Source organism: Algoriphagus aquimarinus, assembly GCF_900112005.1.
In the GTDB taxonomy this organism is placed as follows: domain Bacteria; phylum Bacteroidota; class Bacteroidia; order Cytophagales; family Cyclobacteriaceae; genus Algoriphagus; species Algoriphagus aquimarinus.
The window spans coordinates 494,272-516,453 of sequence record NZ_FOKK01000001.1 but is presented as its reverse complement, the minus strand read 5'-3'; the positions used below and the strand labels follow the sequence as shown (position 1 = coordinate 516,453).

At 41.6% G+C, this 22,182-nt stretch carries 24 protein-coding genes; 17 read left to right on the top strand and 7 right to left on the bottom strand.

Translation table 11 applies throughout. From position 1 onward, the window contains the following. Nucleotides 1-24: 24 nt before the first annotated feature. From BM291_RS02310 to BM291_RS02245, 14 genes are all read left to right on the top strand, one after another. On the top strand, nucleotides 25-525 hold the full coding sequence (locus BM291_RS02310; protein WP_092894551.1) for a YybH family protein: 501 nt from the start codon (nucleotides 25-27) through the stop codon (nucleotides 523-525). Between the two features lie 170 nt (nucleotides 526-695). Continuing rightward, complete coding sequence (locus BM291_RS02305; protein WP_092894550.1) at nucleotides 696-1,451, top strand: YHYH protein; 756 nt, start codon at nucleotides 696-698, stop codon at nucleotides 1,449-1,451. Then, nucleotides 1,451-2,026 carry a toxin-antitoxin system YwqK family antitoxin gene (locus BM291_RS02300; protein ID WP_139229023.1) on the top strand — a complete coding sequence of 192 codons (576 nt, stop codon included), beginning with the start codon at nucleotides 1,451-1,453 and terminating at the stop codon, nucleotides 2,024-2,026. Before BM291_RS02305 ends, BM291_RS02300 begins: the two co-directional genes overlap by 1 nt. Next, nucleotides 2,013-2,663: an SCO family protein gene (locus tag BM291_RS02295; RefSeq protein ID WP_092894549.1), complete on the top strand. Its 651-nt coding sequence runs from the start codon at nucleotides 2,013-2,015 to the stop codon at nucleotides 2,661-2,663. Before BM291_RS02300 ends, BM291_RS02295 begins: the two co-directional genes overlap by 14 nt. Before the next feature lie 69 nt (nucleotides 2,664-2,732). Continuing rightward, the gene (locus tag BM291_RS02290; protein ID WP_092894548.1) at nucleotides 2,733-4,022 is read left to right on the top strand and encodes a sulfatase-like hydrolase/transferase; all 1,290 of its coding nucleotides are present in this window, start codon (nucleotides 2,733-2,735) and stop codon (nucleotides 4,020-4,022) included. A gap of 65 nt (nucleotides 4,023-4,087) precedes the next feature. Further along, the gene (locus tag BM291_RS02285; protein ID WP_092894547.1) at nucleotides 4,088-4,690 is read left to right on the top strand and encodes a TetR/AcrR family transcriptional regulator; all 603 of its coding nucleotides are present in this window, start codon (nucleotides 4,088-4,090) and stop codon (nucleotides 4,688-4,690) included. A gap of 53 nt (nucleotides 4,691-4,743) precedes the next feature. Then, nucleotides 4,744-5,553, top strand: a complete 810-nt coding sequence (locus BM291_RS02280) for a haloacid dehalogenase type II (protein ID WP_217647280.1) — start codon at nucleotides 4,744-4,746, stop codon at nucleotides 5,551-5,553. A gap of 4 nt (nucleotides 5,554-5,557) precedes the next feature. Next, nucleotides 5,558-5,929: a hypothetical protein gene (locus BM291_RS02275; RefSeq protein ID WP_175499634.1), complete on the top strand. Its 372-nt coding sequence runs from the start codon at nucleotides 5,558-5,560 to the stop codon at nucleotides 5,927-5,929. Beyond that, nucleotides 5,926-6,660 (top strand): SDR family oxidoreductase, encoded by a 735-nt coding sequence (locus tag BM291_RS02270; protein ID WP_092894546.1) that lies wholly within the window; start codon nucleotides 5,926-5,928, stop codon nucleotides 6,658-6,660. The genes BM291_RS02275 and BM291_RS02270 overlap by 4 nt, the downstream gene beginning before the upstream one ends. Nucleotides 6,661-6,736: 76 nt before the next feature. Next, nucleotides 6,737-7,144 carry an OsmC family protein gene (locus BM291_RS02265; RefSeq protein WP_092894545.1) on the top strand — a complete coding sequence of 136 codons (408 nt, stop codon included), beginning with the start codon at nucleotides 6,737-6,739 and terminating at the stop codon, nucleotides 7,142-7,144. Nucleotides 7,145-7,226: 82 nt separating this feature from the next. Next, the gene (locus BM291_RS02260; protein WP_092894544.1) at nucleotides 7,227-7,787 is read left to right on the top strand and encodes a carboxymuconolactone decarboxylase family protein; all 561 of its coding nucleotides are present in this window, start codon (nucleotides 7,227-7,229) and stop codon (nucleotides 7,785-7,787) included. A gap of 196 nt (nucleotides 7,788-7,983) precedes the next feature. Further along, nucleotides 7,984-9,060 (top strand): YHYH protein, encoded by a 1,077-nt coding sequence (locus tag BM291_RS02255; RefSeq protein ID WP_092894543.1) that lies wholly within the window; start codon nucleotides 7,984-7,986, stop codon nucleotides 9,058-9,060. Between the two features lie 35 nt (nucleotides 9,061-9,095). Next, on the top strand, nucleotides 9,096-9,740 hold the full coding sequence (locus BM291_RS02250) for a hypothetical protein (protein ID WP_092894542.1): 645 nt from the start codon (nucleotides 9,096-9,098) through the stop codon (nucleotides 9,738-9,740). A 27-nt stretch (nucleotides 9,741-9,767) separates the two neighbouring features. After that, nucleotides 9,768-10,112, top strand: coding sequence for a hypothetical protein (locus BM291_RS02245; RefSeq protein WP_092894541.1), 345 nt, complete (start codon nucleotides 9,768-9,770; stop codon nucleotides 10,110-10,112). An 82-nt stretch (nucleotides 10,113-10,194) separates the two neighbouring features. Here BM291_RS02245 and BM291_RS02240 read toward each other — a convergent pair whose 3' ends face one another. The 4 genes from BM291_RS02240 to BM291_RS02225 form a co-directional block, all read right to left on the bottom strand. Continuing rightward, nucleotides 10,195-11,385, bottom strand: coding sequence for a porin (locus BM291_RS02240; RefSeq protein WP_092894540.1), 1,191 nt, complete (start codon nucleotides 11,383-11,385; stop codon nucleotides 10,195-10,197). Between the two features lie 66 nt (nucleotides 11,386-11,451). Beyond that, complete coding sequence (locus BM291_RS02235) at nucleotides 11,452-11,898, bottom strand: PepSY-like domain-containing protein (RefSeq protein ID WP_092894539.1); 447 nt, start codon at nucleotides 11,896-11,898, stop codon at nucleotides 11,452-11,454. A 432-nt stretch (nucleotides 11,899-12,330) separates the two neighbouring features. Next, nucleotides 12,331-13,596 (bottom strand): sensor histidine kinase, encoded by a 1,266-nt coding sequence (locus BM291_RS02230; RefSeq protein WP_092894538.1) that lies wholly within the window; start codon nucleotides 13,594-13,596, stop codon nucleotides 12,331-12,333. Further along, nucleotides 13,593-14,291 carry a response regulator transcription factor gene (locus tag BM291_RS02225; RefSeq protein WP_317045633.1) on the bottom strand — a complete coding sequence of 233 codons (699 nt, stop codon included), beginning with the start codon at nucleotides 14,289-14,291 and terminating at the stop codon, nucleotides 13,593-13,595. Before BM291_RS02225 ends, BM291_RS02230 begins: the two co-directional genes overlap by 4 nt. Nucleotides 14,292-14,514: 223 nt before the next feature. Between BM291_RS02225 and BM291_RS02220 the strand changes: the two genes are divergently transcribed. The 3 genes from BM291_RS02220 to BM291_RS02210 all read left to right on the top strand — a co-directional run bounded on the left by BM291_RS02220 (nucleotide 14,515) and on the right by BM291_RS02210 (nucleotide 16,794). Further along, the gene (locus tag BM291_RS02220; RefSeq protein ID WP_092894536.1) at nucleotides 14,515-15,921 is read left to right on the top strand and encodes a CotH kinase family protein; all 1,407 of its coding nucleotides are present in this window, start codon (nucleotides 14,515-14,517) and stop codon (nucleotides 15,919-15,921) included. Nucleotides 15,922-16,229: 308 nt separating this feature from the next. Beyond that, nucleotides 16,230-16,457: a DUF433 domain-containing protein gene (locus tag BM291_RS02215; RefSeq protein WP_092894535.1), complete on the top strand. Its 228-nt coding sequence runs from the start codon at nucleotides 16,230-16,232 to the stop codon at nucleotides 16,455-16,457. A gap of 1 nt (nucleotide 16,458) precedes the next feature. Continuing rightward, the gene (locus BM291_RS02210) at nucleotides 16,459-16,794 is read left to right on the top strand and encodes a DUF5615 family PIN-like protein (RefSeq protein ID WP_092894534.1); all 336 of its coding nucleotides are present in this window, start codon (nucleotides 16,459-16,461) and stop codon (nucleotides 16,792-16,794) included. A gap of 84 nt (nucleotides 16,795-16,878) precedes the next feature. Here the strand turns inward: BM291_RS02210 and BM291_RS02205 are convergent, their stop codons facing one another. From BM291_RS02205 to BM291_RS02195, 3 genes are read right to left on the bottom strand one after another with little or no spacing between them, the layout of a single operon-like run. Beyond that, complete coding sequence (locus BM291_RS02205; protein ID WP_092894533.1) at nucleotides 16,879-18,027, bottom strand: aldose epimerase family protein; 1,149 nt, start codon at nucleotides 18,025-18,027, stop codon at nucleotides 16,879-16,881. Between the two features lie 4 nt (nucleotides 18,028-18,031). Beyond that, nucleotides 18,032-19,876: a glycoside hydrolase family 2 protein gene (locus BM291_RS02200; protein ID WP_092894532.1), complete on the bottom strand. Its 1,845-nt coding sequence runs from the start codon at nucleotides 19,874-19,876 to the stop codon at nucleotides 18,032-18,034. 13 nt (nucleotides 19,877-19,889) lie between these two features. Beyond that, on the bottom strand, nucleotides 19,890-22,031 hold the full coding sequence (locus tag BM291_RS02195) for a beta-L-arabinofuranosidase domain-containing protein (protein WP_092894531.1): 2,142 nt from the start codon (nucleotides 22,029-22,031) through the stop codon (nucleotides 19,890-19,892). Between the last annotated feature and the right edge of the window lie 151 nt (nucleotides 22,032-22,182).

Sequence of the window (22,182 nt, the reverse complement as noted above, 5' to 3'; positions counted from 1 at the left end):
AAGTAGGCACAAACTAAACATATCATGAAAAACCCCTCAAGATTAATTCCAGTGACTGTCATGTTGACACTTTTTAGTGTGGTCATTGGAATTCAGAGCTGCACCGAAAAGCCGAAGGAACAGGAAATACCAGTTTCCGAATTCAATTTGGAAACTGCCAAAGCTGAAATTATAGAAGCCAACAAGAATTTTATGGCTGTGGTAGCCGCAGGTGACGCCGAAGGCTTGGCGAATTTATATACAACAGATGCCAAACTTATGAGCGGTGGAGCTCCATCGGCGGTAGGTAGAGCAAACATCCAGGCAGCCATAGCAGATATGTTTCAGGCTGGCATCACTGGAGTTGACCTAAGACTCGAAAATGTATATGGAACCGAGGACTTGATCGCCGAAGAAGGACAATTGACGCTTTTCGCCGGAGACCAAGCTGTCGGAGAGGAAAAGTACATTGTGCTTTGGAAAAAAGAAGATGGCAAATGGAAACTATTCAGAGATATTTTTAACTCAAATTTACCAGCTGAATAAGATAAAGATCTAAGCCACCAACAAATCCATCAGGTTTACTCTGATGGATTTTTTTACACCTAATTTTCACTTCCTAACATATTCACTAACCTTTAACAGATTTTAAGTACTCCCATTTTAAACTATTAGCATGCCCTTGAGTCAAAAACCCAAATCTCTAGAACTCCTTTATGAATTCCATCAAACACAGTATCGTCTTTTCACTTCTTATCGTCACCATTGTTTTGGCCTGTTCTAATGATACAGATATTGACATGCTACCAGACAGCACCGAGTACGATATTACATCAATATTAACCAAGTTTGAGGGCACTGGTCTTTCCTATGAAGTGCGTGACGGCCGAGTGATCTTCACTACTCAAGATCAGCCAAATTATACCAGCCCCTACTGGCCAAAAGACAATCCTCTCTATAGTGACTATGATGGTACTAATCCTGCCTACAATCAAAATCCTAATAAGATAGCTACACAGAATATCGTGTTTTCGATTCCTCTCAATCCATCCGAAGCAAGCAATCACCAAAACACTCCACTTGGCCCAATAGGAGTTTCTAGAAATGGAGTAGTCTTTTTCAACCAGTATGCTGGTCCAGATCAGCCTTTGACGACTGAGATCGATTCCTTTGATCAATGGTTAGGTCATCCTCAGGGACGTGGGATGTACCATTACCACATTGAGCCTACATATTTGACGCAGCAATTTGGAAATGATGCTTTTTTAGGACTCTTGGCAGATGGATTTCCAGTCTATGGCCCAATGGAAAATGGCGGGTTGATTACCAATGCTGATTTGGATATGTACCACGGGCATCTAGGCGCTACGGCAGATTTTCCTGACGGAATTTACCATTACCACATCACTAGCGAAGATCCTTATCTGAACGGAAACGGCTATTTCGGAACTCCAGGAAGCATCACCCAATAATGATTTCCCTATCCAAAAATTCCAGCATACTTCTGCTCTTACTATCTGTCGCGATCTCCTGCACAGAATCCGAGCACTTATTTATACAAGCTTCCAACTCAGAACTTGAGCTTGAAAACGGTGTGCTGTATTATTTAGATACCCCTTTTACCGGATCTTTGATTACTACTTACCCTGATGGAAAACTAGCTTCGGAGATTCAATACGAGGAAGGAAGAAAAGATGGAGAGGAAAAAAATTGGTATGAAGACAGAACTTTGGCGCTAGAGAGAAGCTATTCGGAAGGCTACAAAACTGGCATTCACAGAGGCTGGTGGCCAGATGGAACACTTCAGTTTGAGTATCATTTCAATCAAACCGGCGAATATGACGGTGCTGTCAAAGAATGGTATGCCAATGGACAAGCCTATAAGGAATTCAACTTTGTGGAAGGCAAGGAGATGGGCAGCCAAAAACTCTGGCAAGAAGACGGACGCATCAAAGCTAATTATGAAGTTCGTGGTAGGGAGAGATTCGGCTTGATCGGTTTGAAAAAATGTCACACGCTAACTGAGAACAGCGATGAAATCATATAGCCTTCCCTTAATCCTTCTTATAAGCATTCTTGCCTTTTCCTGTACGGGAAAAGGTGCAGGTGCTGAGAACCGCGAAGATGAAATCACGGCTTTACCCTATTTCAATTCGGCAGACTTCACGCCATCTTGGGAGAAAGGTTCGCATAGAATACCAGACTTTGCATTTACCAATCAAAATGGTGAAGAAATCACTGAGGAAAGCTACCGAGGAAAAATCTATGTGGCGGATTTCTTCTTTACTATTTGCCCAGGCATCTGCCCGAAGCTAACCGCAAATATGGAATCACTGCAGGAAGCTTATCTATCCGATGAGGAAGTTATGTTCTTGTCGCATTCAGTGATGCCTTGGAACGATTCTGTGCCTGTGCTGAAAGAATACGCAATAGAACATCAGGTAAATGACGCCAAATGGAACCTAGTTACGGGAGATGTGGAAGCAATTTATTCCATCGCTCGAGAAGGATATTTTGCGGATGAGGACTTCACCAAAACCCTTGACACCAGCAACTTCATTCACACAGAAAATTTCGTCTTAGTAGATGGCCAAGGCTTTATCCGCGGAGTCTACAATGGCACCTTGGAAATGGATTTGGAAAGGCTTAAGCGTCACATTGAAATTCTCAAGAAGGAAGTATAACTGACAACTGTCAGAGGTGTATTTATCACTTACGATCGCAGAAACGCAGACACATTATTAAAAAACACTTTGCTAAAAAATATCCTTTTACTCCTCTTGGTATGTATTATCAGTTCCTGTGACGCAAGTCTCCAAGAAACTGCTCCTCTGCCAATCCCCTCCACTTCACAACCCAATATCGTTTTTATCATCGCAGACGATATGGGACTTGACGCCAGTCCTGGCTACAGCGTCGCCGGACAAAAACCGAATATGCCTTCAATTCAAAACATGATCAATACAGGGATTGTGTTCACTAATGTATGGTCAAATCCTACCTGCTCACCTACCCGAGCAACTATCCTTACTGGCAGATATGGATTCAGAACTGGTGTGACTGAAGTAGGAATAGATCTACCTACTACTGAGGTCTCTTTGTTTAAGTATCTCAGCGAGCAAACGGGCGATGCTTACAGCAATGCGCTCATCGGGAAGTGGCACTTGTCCAATTCAGCTACGCATCCCAGTGAAATGGGTGTAGAATATTATGCTGGTTTTCTCCGCGGTGCCGTCCAGTCTTATTACGATTGGGACTTAACGATCAATGGCTCGACCAGTATTTCCACGGAATATGCCACTACAAAGCTCACCGATCTGGCGATAGATTGGATTGCTGAGCAAGAAAAGCCTTGGTTTCTCTGGCTTGCCTACAATGCTCCACATACTCCATTTCATTTACCACCAAGTAACTTGCATTCACAAGGAGCTTTGCCAGATGATCAAGCTAGCATCAATTCAAATCCTCTTCCTTACTATTTGGCCATGCTGGAAGCCATGGACACAGAGATGGGCAGGCTGATCAATTCTATACCTGCAGAACAACGAGAAAACACGGTTTTTATATTCTTGGGAGATAATGGAACACCTCGTCAGGTTGTGCAGACTTACGATAGATTTCATGCTAAGGATGCCATCTACCAAGGTGGAATTAATGTACCTATGGTGATTTCTGGCAAAAATGTAAGTCGAATCCAAGCTACTGAAGATGCACTCATCAATACCACTGATCTTTTTGCGACCATCGCAGCTATAGCAGGGGTGGAAGTCTCAGAGATAAACGACAGTAAAAGCTTCAAATCACTTCTCGAACAAGCAAATCTTCCTTTCCGAAATTATGTCTTTGCAGAGCGGGGAGAGGAAAATACCATTCGGAATCTGACGCATAAATACTTGCTTTTTGAGGATGGAATAGAAGAATCCTATAACCTAAGCGCAGATCCTTTTGAGACGAATGATCTTCTGAAAAACCTACCACTGAGCAACGCTGACCAGCTCATTCTAGACGAACTGAAATCCGAATTAAAAAGCATCAGGAACTAATCTGTCCGATGTGTTAAAGAAGTTTAAAAACATACCACTTGGTATTTTTTTAATACCTTTGTCACATGCACCAGGGTCAAAAGTCAGAATTAACGAAGGAAATCATCCTTAACAAGTCATTTAAGCTGTTTTACGAAAATGGCTTCAAGACCACCAGTGTGGATAAGATAATGGAGGCTACCAAGCTCACCAAGGGCGCATTTTATTATCACTACAAAAGCAAAAAAGAGCTGGGGCTGGCTGTGATCAGTTTGAAGGTGCAAAGAAGAGTGCATGAAGGAATGATAGCACCGCTATACAAGTCTGGAAATGCTGTGGAAATTCTAGAAAGTACTTTCCTAGATCGAATCAAGTCTTTTCCTCTCTACGATAAAAAGCATGGCTGTCCGATGAACAATTTTATTAATGAAATAGCGGATTATGAAGCGGCTTATCAGTTGGCATTGAGGAAGATTATTGACGAGTGGAGAGCTGGCTTGATTGCTTTGATCGAAAGAGGCAAGGCAGAAAATTCCATCAAGGAAAGCGTATCGAGCAAGGCAGTTGCGATTTACCTTATTAGTGCATTTGAAGGAATTCGAGGGATCCGAAAATTATATGATGATGACATCATCCTTGAAGAGTATATCGCCGGGCTTTCCAATTATATAGAGCAAATCAAAAAGTAATTTTTTTTACCTAATAACATACCAGTTAGTATGTTGTTATAAAACATATAATCATGGATACTATGAAAAACGAAAGAAGAGAATTTATCAATAAAACAGCCATGCTGGGCTTAGCTGGCGTAGCAGTTCCAGCATTTGGAAATACAGCTTTTGCGGAAGCTTCACCAAAGAGTCAATTAGCAGAAGTTCCTCCGAAGGTTCTTTTCTTTGACGTAAACGAGACCTTGCTTGACCTGACAACGATGAAAAAAAGTGTAGGAAAAGCGCTTGGAGACAGAGATGAGTTACTGCCTTTATGGTTCACCACCATGCTACAGTATTCCCTAGTTACCACGGTCGGAAGACAGTATACAGATTTCGGCCTAATCGGTGCGGCTGCTCTACAAATGGTGGCTGCAAACAATGGCATAAGCATCAGTGAGGCAGATGCCAAAGAAGCAATCTTAGGACCTATCCGCTCTTTGCCTGCACATCCTGAAGTAAAAGAGGCGCTTACCCAACTGAAAAAAGCGGGTTACAAACTGGTTTCCTTCACCAACTCATCCAATAAAGGTGTAGAAACGCAATTCACCAACGCGGGATTGTTAGACTATTTTGATGAGCGCCTTAGTGTAGAGGATATCGGCAAATTCAAGCCACATAGCGACACTTACGATTGGGCAGCTAGAAAAATGGGTGTAAAACCAAGTGAATGCCTGCTAGTAGCAGCTCATGGCTGGGATATCGCAGGAGCTATTTGGGCAGGATGGAGAGGAGCTTTCGTCAGCAGACCAGGCGCACAATTATATCCTTTGGCACCAAAACCAGAAATCGCCGAATCAGACTTGACCTTAGTTGCTAAGAAACTAATCGCTTTGCGTTAAGTATTTGAAAAAGATACTAGACTACTTTATCACAGGCATTTCTGCAGCTATAATGCTATTCTTTGCCATTCCCAAATTACTGGGAAAGGAGCAAAGCAGAGCGGGATTTAAAGAGTTCGGAGCTGCGCTATCGATTGATGCGGATTTGTTTCGGATTTTCACAGGAATAGCTGAATCGGGCATAGCAGTCTTACTTATCCTGTTTATTATCACCAAAAAAAACTTGCATGGAAGACTGGCCTTTGGCTTTTTATTGGTCACGATGATATCTGCAATAGGCTTGGAATTTTATGCAAGGGCAGAAGTCAAACCAGTTCTCGTGGTCATCGCTGTCGTCCTATCCATCTTTTCCATTTATAGACTAAAAACGATATGAAGTTAAAAGACAAAGTAATCCTAGTGACGGGATCGTCTAAGGGAATAGGTAAAGAAATCGCCATGACCTTAGCCAAAGAAGGCGCGAAAATAGTTGTCAATCACTCAAACAGTGAAGACAAAGCCAGGGAGGTGGTAGAGACAATTAGGAATAATGGTGGAGAAGCGATTGCCATCAAGGCAGATGTAAGCAACAAGGAAGAAGTGATCCAATTATTTGATCAAACGCTAGCACATTTTGGTAAACTAGATGTGCTGGTAAATAATGCGGGAATCATGGAAAACAAGTTGTTGAAAGACAATACGCAGGAAGATTTCAGTAGGCAGTTTGATGTGAATGTGCGTGGGATTTTCAACACTCTCCAAGAGGCAAATAGTAAACTCGCTGACAATGGAAATATCATCAATTTCTCATCCAGTACCGTGAAATTGATGCTTCCAAGCTATGCGCTTTATTCAGCTTCCAAAGCGGCTGTGGAGCAAATGACCCGTGTATTTTCCAAGGAAATAGGCAGAGGAATTTCTGTGAATGCAATCGCCCCTGGACCTACAGAAACCGACTTATTTATTTCTGGGAAATCACAAGAATTTATAGAGCAGCTCAAGAGTATGAATGCCTTTAAGAGACTAGCACAGCCTAGCGACATAGCAAAAGTTGTTTTGTTTCTAGCCACTGATGATTCCAAATGGATTTCCGGTCAGGTCATCGGCGCAAATGGAGCTTTAATCTAATCATCCTCACTCGACTTTTGATGAAGCTCCTAATCCTAAAACAATTAATTATTTCAACATAAATAAACACCCAACCATGGCACAACTATCCATTAATCTAGCTCAAAGTTCAGCAACTGCAGTCGAAGCTCAGGTAGGCAATCACAGCATTTTCGTAGATAGACCTATAGAAAAAGGAGGTGGGGGACTTGGTCTCATGGGAGGTCAACACATGCTTATCGGAATAGGAGGATGCTTCTGCAGCACCTTGTTTGCAGCTGCACAGTCTCGCGGAATTGAGGTAGAAGGTCTGTCTGTAGAAGTCAGCGCAACCTTAGCTGAGGAAGGAGCGCCCAGATTTACAGCGGTTCATCTTGGAGTAACATGTCAAAAACCTGAAAGCCGAGAAGAGATCGAAAAGCTAATTGCAATCGCAGAAAAAGGATGTATTTCCATCAATACTGTGAAAACTGGCCTGGATTTCAGTGCCGAGTTGAGCGTATAAAAGCTTGCTTCAAGAAAAGAATCAACAGACTTGATTTTCATCCTAAAATATATTTTAAGCCAATACTATTAATCACTAAAACATGAAAAAGTTTGTTAAGCACAGCATTGAAAGTGCACCTGAGGAGTCTAAAGAATTATTAAAGTACGGGGAGAAAAAATACGGGATGTTGCCAAACTTATTTAGGTACATGGCCGGAGCTCCTGCAGCTATAGAAGGCTATGTGGGCCTATTCAACACATTTTCAAAAACCTCTTTCACTACTGGAGAGCAGCACCTTATTTTATTGGCAGTAAGCGTGGTGAATGATTGCGCCTATTGCACTGCCGCACATACCCGTGCCTCAAAGGCTAACGGAATGCCTTCTTCTGTTCTGAATGCTGTTAGAAAATTCAAGGAAATCGCAGATCCTCGATTAAACACCTTAGTTGCGACCACGCAAAAGCTCACCAGAACCCGAGGAGAAATCGATGCTAAAGATTTGGAGACTTTTTATAATGCTGGATTCTCACCTGAAAACGTGATGGAAATCATAGTGGGTATTTCTTTGAAAACCATGAGTAATTACATCAATCATGTCACCGAAAATATCATCAATGAGGAACTTGAGCCTTTTGCCGTAGGCAAGGAAATAGAAGATTAATTGATCTTAACAATTCAAGGATTCATCCATACTAAAAAACGTAGTCACCAACTACGCTTTTTTTATTTTTCAAGAATAATAGTGCCATGCCGATCTGTCTTTTTGATGAGCTAGGGAGATTTTTTAAAGAAATATAAGCTCCTGCGAGGGATGCTGAATTCCTTCACGTCTATAGAAGTAGTAAGTAATAATAGACATGAAAAAAGCACAAGTAATTATTCTGATTTCCTTATTGATCTGCTCTGTAGTATGGATCGCTAGTATTTCTAGAATTGATAGAATTGCTACTGAAAACTCAGGCAATGTGGTGGAGGTAGATCCTGCTTTGTTTCTAGAAGGTACTACTGTGACGAAGGTTCCTTGTACTCTTTCTGATGGAACAGCCACCGATTGCTATCAAATCGTGGCAAAAGGTCTTCCGACTGACCATGAAATGGGTCCTTGGTGTCCTGACAATATTTCGGACGACGCAGAAGCAGGTGGTATATGGATGAAGGATGGTGAAGTATATGATGTAGATGGGGCTTTTATAGAAAATATGGCTTCCTTTTACAATGATGATACTTGGCACATGTATGATGCTGACGGGAATATTTATAAGACCGAAACGATTGAAGATTGTGAAAATGCTGCCAACCCAAATGTAGGAGAGGAGTACAAAAACTTCTGTGTGGAATGCCTTCCTTCTTACGTCGCAAATATCACTCAAACCTATTTGATTCCAGTGACTCCAGTGATGCTGGATTCTCCAAAATACTTCGGAATGGGAGGCGGCAGACCACCAGCAGATGGAGCAGGCCCACCTCTTGGTGAACGCCGTGAGGGTCCACCTGCAGGAGATCGTAAAGCTGTTGGCAATAGGCCAACTGGCGGACGTCCTGGTCCTGATTTGTCAGGCCCTTCACAGAGAGGAATAGCGTTTAATGGAATAGTATTCGATGCTCCGGCGCCACAAGATGCCATCTTAGGAGCGTACACCCTTGCTCCATTTGATGATGCAGGCGGACATATCAATTTGCACGCAGGCTATCACTACCACGCTGCAACTGGGGTTTCTACCAAAATCGACCAAGCAGACAAGCATTCAGCGATGATAGGATACGCAATGGATGGACATGGCATCTATGAGCGCTTGGATGCTGCTGGCAATGAACCGTCAGACTTGGATGAATGCCGAGGACACACAGATGAGATTAGAGGTTACCACTATCATGTGGCTGCTCCAGGGACAAATAGCTTCCTGCCTTGTCTAGCTGGTGCATACGCCAAGTAAAAAGCAATTCATTGAGACATTTAATCAACGAGAACATGAAATGGAAACTATTTATAGGGCTTTTCTTAGTCAGCTTTTATGCTACTGCGCATCAGTCCGACATTTCCACAGCGATGCTGATAGAACGATCGGAAGGACAGTGGGTTTTTCAATTCAACACATCTTTGACAGCTCTTCAATATGAGGTGCAAACTATCTACGGACAAAATTCCTACGCCACTCCAGAGGAGTTTCAACGGTTGGTGATCGAGCATATGAAAGCCAATTTTCAGCTGGTCTTCAATCAAGACAATCCAGCAGTTATCAGCAATACCTATGTGAAACTTGGACATGCATTTTCAGTAGTTTTTGAGTTGGAAGGCGTGCCGGCAGAGATCAGCGAAGTATTTGTCAAAAGTGAAAGCTTTAAGGATATCTACAAGAATCAGAGTCTGTTTGGGATCGTGCGAAATGGTGAAACCTCCAATCAATTTATTCTCGATAATGACAATCAGCATGAGGCAAGAGTGCTAGCTGAAGGGGATCAGTTTGTCTCAGCCATTTCTGGTACAGATACCAACTACCTAGTCATAAGTTTAGGCGTTTTACTCCTCGCCTTGGGAGCAGCGCTCTATTACAAATTCAAGCAAAAAAGTAGTTTTTATACTGTTCACAAAGCAGTAATTGAAGCTTCTCATTAAACTAATAGTACATCTAAACCAAAAACAATGAAAAAGTTAGTAATGATTATCAGCATGGTATGTTTATCCACCATTGCATTTGCTCAAGGACAAGGACAAAGACCAGCTCAGGGACAAGGTCAAAGACCAGAGCCACCTACTACTGAGGAAATGATCAAAAAAGCAACAGCAGAACTTAACCTATCTACTGAGCAAGTAGTAGAATGGACAGCGATTCATGAGAAATATGAAGATGCTATGAAGGATAGAAAAACCGCTCAGGAAAGCAGAAAGAAAATGGACGAAGAACTGAATGCTACTTTGACAGAAGATCAGCAAGCGAAATATGCTAAAATGAAGAAAAGCCAAGAACGTCCTCAGAGAAAAGACTAATCGGCCTTAGTAAGAATATACACCCCTAATTACAATGTACCTGACCTTTGCGTCAGGTACTTTTTTTTGCAATAGAAGTGTTTCAAAAATTCAATTGAGCCTGAATTCTCAACAAGCTTCCTGCTTGATGATTATCCTGAAACTGAAAATCTTCATAACGACGATTGGAAAAGGTGTACATCGCAACCAATTCAAAGGCTTTATTCGGCTGCCATTCTAGGCCAAGCTCCTGTTCTTTTACCGTATAGCTTCTCGCATCCAACTCATGCTTTTTGCCTCCATCGTAATACTGTAAGCGAGTAAATGGGATAAATTCACCAATGATATACGAAAAAGTCACGTAACCACCTTGTAGGTTTTGAACCTCAATTTTCTGCGTTTCTGTATTGAACTCTGGACCTTGACCGATCATGTACTCAGCTTGGATTCCAAAAGGCTTGGGATACAACACAAAAGATGCTGCCGCTCGGCGATCAGTGTATTCCTTTCCTTCTTGAGCGTTCAATTCCGGGCTAGTTTCTTGTAATACATACTTTCCAGTATAGGCTTGAATCCCTGGTTCGATCACCTGATTTCCTACTTCTATAGGAAGGGAAAAACGTGTCACCACGTGAAATTTGCCATTTTTATCCGGATGATTGGCTGTTTGTCCATTGTAAATACCCAAGGCAAAGACCCCAAAATTTCCTGAATGCTTCATCCCATCCTTTTTCAATTCTTTCATCAGAGATCTCTTCTGCTTACTTGCCCAATAGAAAAATACGCCCAAATCCCGCTCGTCTTTGAGACCAGAATTTAGTGCATCATCTCGATCTAGCGGGAGTCGCTGGCTGCTCGACTGAAGGTTTTCATAGCCAAAAGGAACCTTACTTTGCCCGACGCGAAGTCGGAATTCATTGTTTCTATCCAATCCCAAATCCACAAATGCATCTTTCACTTTACCTACATTATGTGCTCCAGTAACTGACTTGGAGAAATCAGGCTGGAAGTAGAAAAACACACGTGGATGAATCTGGCCATAGATTTTGAATCGCAATCTTCGCAGCGAAAGGGAATTCTGCTCTCCCCCCCAAGCCTCATCACATTGCTCACATTCAAGATTTGAATTGGTCTGAAATAGTCCATTGTTTCGAACTTGCATATAGCCACCCAAATGGATTTTTTCAAACCATCCCCCTGAAGACTTCACTTCCTTGTTCTTCTCTTCTTGAGCTTGCGCAAAAGAAAGTGTGATAAGAAGTAGAAATGCAGAAATTATAAGATTCTTAAACATGGTAATCGAATGTGAAAAGAGAGCAAAGAGAGGTTGGCAAAAAGGAAAAGCGGCGATGACTAGCGATTAGTCATTGATTTTGTGAAGGACTTCACCAGTGCTGGAGAAAAAGACTTTCCATTCTTCAGTGAAATTCTCAAGTTCTACTTCGTAGGTGACTTGCTTACCTTCTGTGATTTTCTTTGCTTCGTCGATTCTTAGGTCTTTAAACTCAGAGTCGATTGTGGTAGCAACCGACTTAGGAAGTTCACCTTTGGGGATTTCCTCCTCATGCTTCAGCATGTAGCCTGCAGCGTCATACCATATCTCATGATCCGTTCCCCAGCCGATTTCAAAATCTACATTGTAATTTTGTCCATCCAGTTCCCACTCGATGTCAGAAGCTTTTGGAAATTCTCTTTTGAAAGAGTTTGCAACTACAGAAGGTACTTGGTTAGGATTGATATCCTGAGCGAAAGTGCCTGTAGAGATTAAAGTAATTGCTGTGGCGAGGATTGTGAATTGCTTTTTCATTATCGTATAGTTTTAATTTATACCTCAAAGAAAAAGGGGGATTCTGGAAACAATTGGGAATCTGTAGGGAGATGAAAAAAATTCTCTCGAAACGGCGCAATTTTTTAACATTTGAGGTCTTTTCCCAGACCTCAAATGTTTAGATGATACTCCTTGTCAAATACCCAACTTAGCTATCCTGCTTCTCCAGAAGTTGGATTTCCTTTTTAAAAACCACTAAGAACTTAAAAAAAATAAGGGAAAATTTCCCGCAGATTGACGCGGATTTTATTTATAGATAAAAGTGGGAAACAGATATAATCCGCGCAATTTTTCATCGGAAGTCTGCGGGAAACAAAATAGCCATGAATTAAAGACTACAGGTTTTTACTTTGAATTCAGAATGTCATTTATTGAGTTATCCACAACCTAACTTTACCACTTTTCAACCTTTCACCCAAAATTCACTTCAAAACAGTGTGCTCCGTCAAATCTATACGAAACCTCAAAGCCATATAGTTTACAGATTGCCTCCACAATTGCCAGACCTAGTCCTGAACTGCTACTATTCTTGGTTTCCTTATGGAATCGTGTAAAAATTTTCTCTGGATCTAATGATTCAGATTTACCAGTGTTACAAATTATCAAAGTGTTATCCACAAGTGTAATTGTGACATTACCACCTTTTAGGTTATGAAAAATTGAATTACGGATCAGATTACTAACCAGAATAGAAGCTAGACTTTCATCCATTTTTACTTGTATCTCCGATGAGTTATCCACAGTGGTTTTTACTTCCTTGAACTCTGCAAATTCTTCCAGATCCTCCACTGATTGAGCTACGACTTGATTGACTGAAATAGGTGAATTCTCTAAGAATTGCTTGTTCTCGATTTTGGACAGCAGCAGCAGGGATTTGTTCAGTCGAGTCAATCTCTGAATAACCTGAAGAATCTGGGCAACGTGATCTGCACTTTCGGAATTGAGACTTTCCTTTTCCAGCAGTAATTCCAGTTTGGTAGAAATAATCGCAAGTGGAGTTTGAAGCTCGTGTGAAGCATTTTCGGTAAATCTCTTTTGATTGGAATAGGTTTCCCGAGCATGAAAAATCAGTGAGTTTACCGCACTTTCCAGCTCCTTAAACTCTCTGGTATCGCCTTCGACAACAGGAACAGGATCTTCTTTGTCAATCCTGAAAGCTTTCAAATCTGATAGCAACTTATAAAAAGGTTTCCACAGCCGCTTCAGCACTACATTATTGATCAGAACTATGCTCACCACCAAAATGATATACAGCCAAACAATAGAATATAAAAGATCTTCAATGAGATCATCTTCTTCTACCGTGGAGTTGAAAACAGTCAATTGGTAATAATCTTCTCCGTGCTTGAAAGCCGAAGTCAGCATCCGAACTGGCTCCAGATCATCTTCATTTTGCATGTAAAGCAGCGTATCAGTAAAGTAATCTCGCATTCCGAGAGCCTCTTCTTTAGAAATTTGATCAATTGTAAAATTTCCCTCTTCGAAACCTTTTTGCTCAAAAATTTGCTCGTCATCTTCGGTTCTATTAATAATCAGAAGTTTGTAATTGTCCAATCCATCATCGATGCTGTCGTGAATTTCGTCCAGCATATTGAAGTAAAAAATAGCCGACCAAATACTCACAATCAGCAAGATTGAAACGGACAGGTACTTAATGGACTGATTGAGCAGTTTCACAGTTCGGTGAGTTTATAACCCACACCATAAACCGACTGAATTTCGATTTGGGCATTGGACGTTTGAAGCTTTTTCCGAAGGTTTTTTATCTGATAATAGATGAAGTCAAAATTGTCGGCTTGATCGATATGATCGCCCCAGACATGCTCTGCAAGTGCATTTTTAGTGATTAGACGATTTTTATTTAGCAGAAAATAATTCAGGATATCAAACTCCTTTCGATTCAATTCAATCAGTTTGCCATCCACTTTGCACTCCCGCTCATTTAGATCAACGATCGTATTTTTGATTTCAATCAAGTTGCTACCCTGGAGATTTTTCCTGCGAAAAACGGCTTTAATTCGAGCATTTAACTCCGCGATATGAAATGGCTTGGTTAAGTAATCATCAGCTCCCAAATCCAACCCTTCTAGCTTGTCATCCAACGAATCCTTTGCGGAGATGATGATCACATTTTCTCCGCCTTGCTTTTTCTTCATCTTCGCCAAAATATCCATTCCACTACCACCAGGTAGCATAATATCCAGCAAAATGCAGTCATATTCATAGAGCGAAACTTTCTCCAAGGCAGATGCAAAATCAGACGCATGCTCTACCAGAAACAACTCTTTTTCCAGAGAAGTCCTAATAGCTTCGGCCAAGTCAAGTTCGTCTTCGATCAGCAAAATTTTCATTACGTCAAAAATAAGATTCAAATCTGGAAAGAGTTGGGAATTATGGGTAGGAGTAAAAAAAGTTTTGAATGTGAATCTTTTCCTGGATGATTAAAACATCAATACATACTGTGTTAGGCTACACTTTTTCTAAAAGTATTAAGGGCTCTCATTGCAGACATTTTTACAAAATATTTCCAACCTGCGAGGGATAATAACAATTGTGCCGTCTAATCAGAAAACAATAAGTTAATCAAAATTAGATATGTTAAATCAAAAGACAAAGTTCCTACGGATACTGCCTATCCTATTTCTGTTCCTAAGTGTTCTGAGTTCTTGTAGCGATACTGTGGACTCTGATGTTTTACCTGAAGAGATAATTGAAGAAGTAGATGATACGGAATTCGAACCTACGGATTGGACGGTTGAGACACACAGCAATGATGCAGACCCGGATTTTGAAGAAGTATTTGAAGACAATAGCGTAAAGAGATTGGATATTGTGATCTCTTCCACCCGTTGGGCAAGTATGCTAGCTGATATGAAGAGTCTGTACGGAACTTTTGGCACTAGAAATGGCGGCTCATTTTCTGATGAAAACCCAATATTTGTTCCTGCTGAGGTATTTTATGAAGGCAAGGAGTGGTATAGAGTAGGCGTTCGATTTAAGGGAAATTCAAGCTTACAAAATACCTGGCAGTCAGGAAATCTGAAATTGTCATTTAAGCTGGATTTTGATGAATTCGAAGATGATTATCCTCAAATCAAAAATCAGCGCTTCTACGGGTTCAAAAAGCTCAGCCTCAAAAATAATTACAATGACAGGTCTATGCTTCGTGAAAAAGTGGCGGCAGATATTTTCAGAAATGTTGGTCTTGTAAGTTCACATACAGCCATCTACGAAGTATATGTAGATCATGGAGATGGCCCAGTATATTTTGGAGTGTACACGATTGTAGAGGAAGTCGACGATACAGTTATCGATTCGCAGTTTTCGGATAATGATGGCAATCTCTATAAGCCTGATGGCGATGGAGCAAGTTTTTCCAGCGGATCATTTAGCAAAGCTGACTTTGTCAAAGAGACAAATGAGGATGATGCCGACTGGTCGGATATAGAAAGTCTATTTGCCATTCTACACGATGGATCGCGAACGACTGACCCAGCTGCTTGGAGATCAAACTTGGAAAAAGTATTTGACACAGATACCTTCCTAAAATACTTGGCGACGAATACGGTGATCCAAAACTGGGATACCTACGGTAGAATGACTCATAATTACTTCCTCTATAACAATCCGGAGAACAACAAGCTCACCTGGATTCCTTGGGACAATAATGAGTCGCTTCAAGAGGGTAATCAAGGCTCTTTAACGCTTAATTTTTCTAATTTGAGTTCTTCAAGTTGGCCATTGATTGGCTATTTATATGCAGACGCTAACTATAGAGCGATTTACGATTCCTATGTAGAGCAAGTGGTAAACGGAGCATTTGAAGCTACTGCAATGCAAAATTTGTATACCAGTTACGGAGCGTTAGTATCTCCTTATGCAACAAAGGAAATAGCAGGTCACACCTTCCTCAATGGCAGCTCTGATTTTCAATCCGCCATCAATCAGTTAAAAACACATGCTACTTCTCGCGCAGCAGCGGTGAAGGCTTACTTGGATTGAAAATTTAATCTTCTTTCTCAGTAATAAAATATATAAAAGCCATCTAGTTATACTGGGTGGCTTTCTGCTTAACATACTTTGTATGAAGCTTAAATGCTGAATTAATAGGCAAATAATTATGGAAGAGAAATTCAAAACCGTTTCGCTGGACTCAATGATCGACAAAAGCGATAGTAACAAAAGCCTCATTTAGTATTGCTTTAAACCCATTAGGAAGGAAATACATCCAACCATATTTGGGCAGAACTATTTGAGCCAGTAATTTATTTGAGTTTTATGTTAACATATATTTTCCTTACTTTCATTCTGTGGAGAAACTCGCATCACATATTGCAATAGATCCTAATATCCGCTTCGGAAAGCCGTGCATTAAGGGAACTAGAATTGCCATTGTTGATATTCTACAGTGGCTGGCATCTGGTATGAACAATACTGAAATACTAGAAGATTACCCATTGTTAAAGGAAGAGCATATATTGGCTGCATTGGCTTTTGCTGCCAATAGAGAAGCTTTTATCAAAATCGTTGCTGCATAGAATGGATCTGCTATTAGATGCAAATTTGTCTTGGCGGTTAACAAAAACACTCAAATCACACTTTGATTCCTGCTATCATGTAGATAATATAGGGCTCTACGTGCCTGCTACAGATGTAGAGATATGGAATTTTGCGTTCAAAAAAGACATGATTATTGTGACTAATGACGATGATTTTTTAAACCTCGCAACTGCAAAAGGTTTCCCACCTAAAGTAGTTTTGTTAAGAACAGGCAATCAAAGCAATGCCTTCTTGGAACAGCTGCTCATCAAACACAAAGAAGAAATTGAAGGCTTAAATCTCTCGACGGAATATGGTTTCTTAGAGATCGTCTAGTCTATTTTTAGAGGTTTTAACCCTTTACCACTCTATCAGTAAACCTACTAAAAAAGCCACCCTGATCAGGATGGCTTTCCGCTATTACTTCGTCCCAAACTTATAGATACAAGTCTGTTCATATTTTTCTCCCGGTTTCAAGATCGTAGATGGGAAATTCGGCTGATTCGGAGAATCCGGATAATGCTGAGTTTCCAGGCAGAATGCAGATCTCAACTCATAGACTTTCCCGCCTTTTCCCCTGATCGTTCCATCTAGGAAATTACCGCTGTAGAATTGGATAGCTGGCTCGGTAGTCCATACTTCCATCTCAATTCCAGTTTGTGGTGATGAGATCACCGCCGCTTGAGTCAGGTCATTTCCCGATTTGTCCAGTACCCAGTTGTGGTCATATCCGCCTCCGAATTTCAACTGCTCATTTTCTTGGTCGATTCTTTCACCGATTTTAGTAGCAGTAGTAAAGTCAAAAGGAGTTCCTTTCACAATTGGAATCTCACCCGTAGGAATTAAGACTTCATCCACAGGCGTGTATTTGCTGGCATTCAGCTGCAGGGTATGATCCAGCACAGTTCCATTTCCAGCACCATTCAGGTTGAAAAATGAGTGATGCGTCAAATTCACCGGAGTCGCTTTATCAGTTTCTGCTTCATAAGAGACCTTGAATTCATTGTCATCAGTAATCGTATAGATCATTTTCACTTTCAGCTCTCCAGGAAAACCTTCCTCTCCATCTGGAGAAGTGTAGCTAAAGATCAATCCATTTTCTCCTGACTTTTCCACATCCCAAATCACATAATCCATTCCGCCTGGACCGCCGTGAAGCGTTTGTCCATTATTATTCTGAGGCAAGGTATATTCTTCTCCGTCAAGCGTGAATTTTCCATTTGCAATCCGGTTACCATAGCGACCGATGGCAGCACCGAAGTATTTCTCACTACTTGCTAAATATTCATCCAGGGTCTCAAATCCCAATACTACATCTACCAGATTTCCATCTTTATCCGGAACCCAAAGGTTGGTTACTCTTGCACCGAAGTTGGTGACTTTCATTTTCATGCCCGTGGCATTTTTGATCTCGTATGTTTCCACTTTTTTGTTTTGAAAAGTTGTGCCAAAAACCTGCTCTTGCACAGTTTCCTCGGCTTTGATTTCTTCTTTTGGTTTGCTTTCGCAGCTGTATAAGAAAATCCCCAGCGCGGCTGCACCAAAGATTTTATTGAAATGATTATTCATGCGCTCACTTTTTATATAAAGGGGAATGTATGCTTTTCATCTTTGACACATCGAATTTGATGACTTTTCTATCGTAAGTCATTAGTCCATTAGTCTCTACTTCTACATCCGTGGTTTGCGTGTAAACCGCCGCTGAAAGCCCTGCTTCTACCAATTCTCCCAATCTTGTAATCAGACCTTCATAGCGAGCGTAAAGCTCTTCCTGATTCTTAAAACTCTGATAACCCCAGTTATCTTTTTGCTGCCAAACGTGTCCATCCACAGGAAGTCCCAATCCGCCAAATTCACCCAGAACAAGGATGTTATCTTTACCGTAAATCTTCGGATCTGGCATTTTTGCATCTGGATAATTGTGCAAATCGATGATATCACCGGCGATCTTGCTTCCATCCATTTCGAAGTTTCCTCCACTGGCAGAGTTCACTAATCTAGATGAATCATGGATCTTTGTCCAGTCGGCTATTTCTTTGGTTTTGAACTGACCCCAAGCTTCGTTGAAAGGCACCCAGACAACGATGGAAGGGAAATTATAAAAATCATCCATGATTTCTTTCCATTCTTCCCTAAAAATCGCCTCTGACTCTGGAGTTCTGTCTTTGTCAGTTTGGCTACCCAACACGGCAAGCTTCATTTCCCAACCATTCCCCATATCTCCACTTGGCATATCCTGCCATACCAGCATGCCCATTTTGTCGCAGGCATGGTACCAAGTCGCAGGCTCCACTTTCACATGCTTTCTGATCATGTTGAAACCCATGTCCTGCGTTTTTTGAATGTCAAAAACCATAGCTTCATGGCTAGGCGCAGTGTACAAACCATCTGGGAACCATCCCTGATCTAGTGGACCGTATTGGAACAAGAACTCTCCATTCAGCATCATTCGCTGAATACCATTTTCATCTGTAGCCATGCTGATTTCTCTCAAAGCCGCATAGCTTCCCACTGCATCAACTATTTTCTTTCCTTCTACCAATTCTACTTTCAAATCATAAAGCACTGGATTTCCCGGAGCCCAAAGCTGTGCATCACTGATCGCCAACTTCGCTGTTTCCGAAGGCTTTACTGTCTGCTCAGCGAGCATTACTCCGTCTTTCCAAGCCGATACTTTCACTTGTTGACCAGCAGTAGCTCCTACAATCTCTGGAGTGACTATAATCTCCTTGCTTTTAATATCTGATGCATTTCTCAATCCAGAAATATAGGCTGCCGGTACAGTTTCTAGCCATACTGTTTGCCAGATACCAGTCACAGGAGTGTACCAAATGCCATTCGGGTTATTAACCTGCTTGCCGCGAGGCTGAGGTCCCTCATCACTCGGATCCCATACACGTACCTGCAAAGTTTGCGACTTGCCCGATTTCAGATGATTTGTAATATCAAAGTCAAAAGGATCATAACCTCCACGGTGTTTCCCTATACTTTTCCCATTGACAAAGACTTCCGTTTCCCAGTCAGAAGCTCCGAAATGCAATAGCACTTTGTCCTTACTTGATTTTTTTGGAGTGGAAAAAGTCGTGTTGTACCACAATTCATTGTCCTTACCCACGGTTTTCCCCACACCCGAAAGTGCTGATTCCACCGCGAATGGCACAAGAATTTCACCGTCAAAACTTGTAGGAATTACCTGACCCTTTGCCTTGATCGCGTAATCCCACAGTCCATTCAAATTCACCCAAGTTGAACGAGTCATCTGAGGTCTAGGATACTCCTGATGGACATTTTCAGGAGTAACCTGAGCAGCCCATTCGGTCATGATTTTACCTTCTACAGGTTTGTATTGGCTCGTTTGAGCTATCGCAATATGCTGCGCAAAAAGCAGGCAGGCTCCGATTATCAGTGTGTTCTTCATAAGTATAGGTTTATTAGTTATTGCTATGCAAAAGCTGTGGAAAAGCTGTGATTCTCAATCTGGCAGCACCCATGGGCACTAGTGTCACATCCACCACCGGCTGATCGGAAGTCTTTGGCAGGTCTTTCAATTCTCCCACCAGTCCGTATTGATCCAATTGCCATTCTGGAATCTGTCGGGCTTTGGCCACGATTTTAATCGGAACTTCCTCCAGTGAGAATGGAAAATCAGACTTCGGCCAATGTCCTTTCATCACTTCAAATGAAGAGGCTGGATCATTTTCATCCACTACCAAACTATAGTTCCAATCCGTCACCGGGTGAATCTCCCAAGAAGGCCACTTCTTCGTGTCTACTCCTTTTTGCCATTTAGAATCCCAAATGGCTGTTTGGTCACTGTCTTTTTTGAAATACTTCTCTCTAATCTTTAAAGAATAAGTCAAAGGACCTCGGCTTACACTCAGGCTGTTGCTGTTTTTCTCCCAAATTTTAGTCTGGATTTCCATTGGAAGAGTTAATGCAACCTGATCTCCATTTATCCAGGTTCTACTGATCTTCGCATAGCCAATTCCAGAAATATTGTCTTTCACTACTTCACCATTCACGGTGATCGAAGCTCCCTTTGCCCAAGCTGGAATACGTAGGTAAAGTGGGAATTCAACAGCTTTTTCTGTATTCAACGTAAACTTGATTTCCTCATCAAATGGATAATGTGTGGTTTCCTCGATGTTCACTTCAATGCCATCTCCGACTTTCACAGTCACTTTGCTCGCTCCATACATCGCCGCCACTACGCCATTGTCAGGCGTCGCCATCCAGAGGTTTTCTATGAAATACGGCCATCCCTGTGCGTGATTATGTTGACAACATCTAGAGCTAAAAGGATTCATCATCAAGAACGGGCCGCTATTAGCAATTCCTGGTGAGTGGTTTTCAGCATCCAGTACAGCCATGTTCGGTGAGGTGATGTAATGCAGCGATTTAAAATCAGGCATTACTGCAGCTGGATACGTATTGAATGCAACTTCCTCGGCATGATCTGCCCAGAATGGATCGCCAGTGATTCTCAGCAAATGCTCATCTGAGTTCATCTGCTCCACCATTCCGCAAGTTTCTACACCTTGGCGCGGGTCCGCATACCCAGGGCGTGCATTTTCATCTGAGCCAAACATTCCGCCAGGAACCTGACCGAAATGCTCACGGATGATTTTAAAATTTTCATAAGTCGCCTGAAGGTCTTTCTCGTTTTTCGTCAGCAAGTAATACTGAGCTGGCTCACGAAAAGCCTGAGCATGATTCACATTGTGCCAATCTACCTGATCACGATACCAATCCGGGACTTCACCTCCATCGCGCACTTCGTAGTAATTCCTAACCTGGTCAATCGGTAAATCTCTTCCTGCCCAATCTGAGGTGTTTTGATGGATTTTCTCCGCCAACTCTAGCAAAAAATCGTCTCCAGTTCGGTTGTAAAGCCATAAAACACTGTGAAGATTGTCTCCTCCACGCAGTCGCTGCCAGTATCCTTCTAAAAATTCATCATCAGGAACCGTCAACTCATACTTGAAATAGTTGGTCATCAAAGCGATGACACGCTCATCCTGCGAGTATTCGTAATAGGACTGCAAACAATAAAGCATGATCATTTTTGCCCAAAAATCAGGATGATCTCCATCCATAAGTTTTGGGCCAAAGTCTCCATTTTCTCTCTGACTAGTAAGCACAGCTTCCAGCCAGATCATGGATTCATCGATCATGCGCTGATCATTCATGATGTAGCCTATGTTGGCATAGCCTTTCAGCCAGTAAGGCACTTCTTCCCAGCCCCATTCACCTGTACCGTCTTTGGAAAGCCATGCATTATTGTCCTTCTGAAGCCAGGCAGAGATTTCCCCTAGATTTCCGGTTAATCCATTTTTCTGACGAATAAGATATTCTTTGAGAAATCCTTCAGGCTTCACCGAGCCAACAGGAAGTTTGATCAGCGCACTGGGCGCCAAAGGCGCCCGATTGCTGACATAAAATTGATTTGTATATTCTGTAGGGATTCGATCAACTAGTGTGACCGAATTATTGGAATCATTTCCAGTAGTACAAGAAATCAGCCCAGCACATATAACTAGTGCCAGAATTGATTTAAAGCGGTTTTTTAACATTACTAGCAGGTTTTGGGACAATGAACGTCCCTGAAAGGGCAACTCCTTGCTTCAAACTAGGCTTTATCTTAGTAGTGTTTCTAGTGTAGGTCTTTTTCATAATAGGTTTGGGTTAATGTAATTGAAATAAATATTGACTTTAAATCCCAAG

Excerpts from the sequence above, each read along its gene's own strand:
- BM291_RS02280 (WP_217647280.1), top strand. The coding sequence starts at position 4,744 with ATGGATACTATGAAAAACGAAAGAAGAGAATTTATCAATAAAACAGCC.
- BM291_RS02240 (WP_092894540.1), bottom strand. The coding sequence starts at position 11,385 with ATGTTTAAGAATCTTATAATTTCTGCATTTCTACTTCTTATCACACTT.
- BM291_RS02285 (WP_092894547.1), top strand. The coding sequence starts at position 4,088 with ATGCACCAGGGTCAAAAGTCAGAATTAACGAAGGAAATCATCCTTAAC.
- BM291_RS02210 (WP_092894534.1), top strand. The coding sequence starts at position 16,459 with ATGGATCTGCTATTAGATGCAAATTTGTCTTGGCGGTTAACAAAAACA.
- BM291_RS02250 (WP_092894542.1), top strand. The coding sequence starts at position 9,096 with ATGAAATGGAAACTATTTATAGGGCTTTTCTTAGTCAGCTTTTATGCT.
- BM291_RS02260 (WP_092894544.1), top strand. The coding sequence starts at position 7,227 with ATGAAAAAGTTTGTTAAGCACAGCATTGAAAGTGCACCTGAGGAGTCT.
- BM291_RS02245 (WP_092894541.1), top strand. The coding sequence starts at position 9,768 with ATGAAAAAGTTAGTAATGATTATCAGCATGGTATGTTTATCCACCATT.
- BM291_RS02220 (WP_092894536.1), top strand. The coding sequence starts at position 14,515 with ATGTTAAATCAAAAGACAAAGTTCCTACGGATACTGCCTATCCTATTT.
- BM291_RS02200 (WP_092894532.1), bottom strand. The coding sequence starts at position 19,876 with ATGAAGAACACACTGATAATCGGAGCCTGCCTGCTTTTTGCGCAGCAT.
- BM291_RS02270 (WP_092894546.1), top strand. The coding sequence starts at position 5,926 with ATGAAGTTAAAAGACAAAGTAATCCTAGTGACGGGATCGTCTAAGGGA.
- BM291_RS02235 (WP_092894539.1), bottom strand. The coding sequence starts at position 11,898 with ATGAAAAAGCAATTCACAATCCTCGCCACAGCAATTACTTTAATCTCT.
- BM291_RS02295 (WP_092894549.1), top strand. The coding sequence starts at position 2,013 with ATGAAATCATATAGCCTTCCCTTAATCCTTCTTATAAGCATTCTTGCC.
- BM291_RS02255 (WP_092894543.1), top strand. The coding sequence starts at position 7,984 with ATGAAAAAAGCACAAGTAATTATTCTGATTTCCTTATTGATCTGCTCT.
- BM291_RS02305 (WP_092894550.1), top strand. The coding sequence starts at position 696 with ATGAATTCCATCAAACACAGTATCGTCTTTTCACTTCTTATCGTCACC.
- BM291_RS02265 (WP_092894545.1), top strand. The coding sequence starts at position 6,737 with ATGGCACAACTATCCATTAATCTAGCTCAAAGTTCAGCAACTGCAGTC.
- BM291_RS02310 (WP_092894551.1), top strand. The coding sequence starts at position 25 with ATGAAAAACCCCTCAAGATTAATTCCAGTGACTGTCATGTTGACACTT.
- BM291_RS02205 (WP_092894533.1), bottom strand. The coding sequence starts at position 18,027 with ATGAATAATCATTTCAATAAAATCTTTGGTGCAGCCGCGCTGGGGATT.
- BM291_RS02300 (WP_139229023.1), top strand. The coding sequence starts at position 1,451 with ATGATTTCCCTATCCAAAAATTCCAGCATACTTCTGCTCTTACTATCT.
- BM291_RS02195 (WP_092894531.1), bottom strand. The coding sequence starts at position 22,031 with ATGTTAAAAAACCGCTTTAAATCAATTCTGGCACTAGTTATATGTGCT.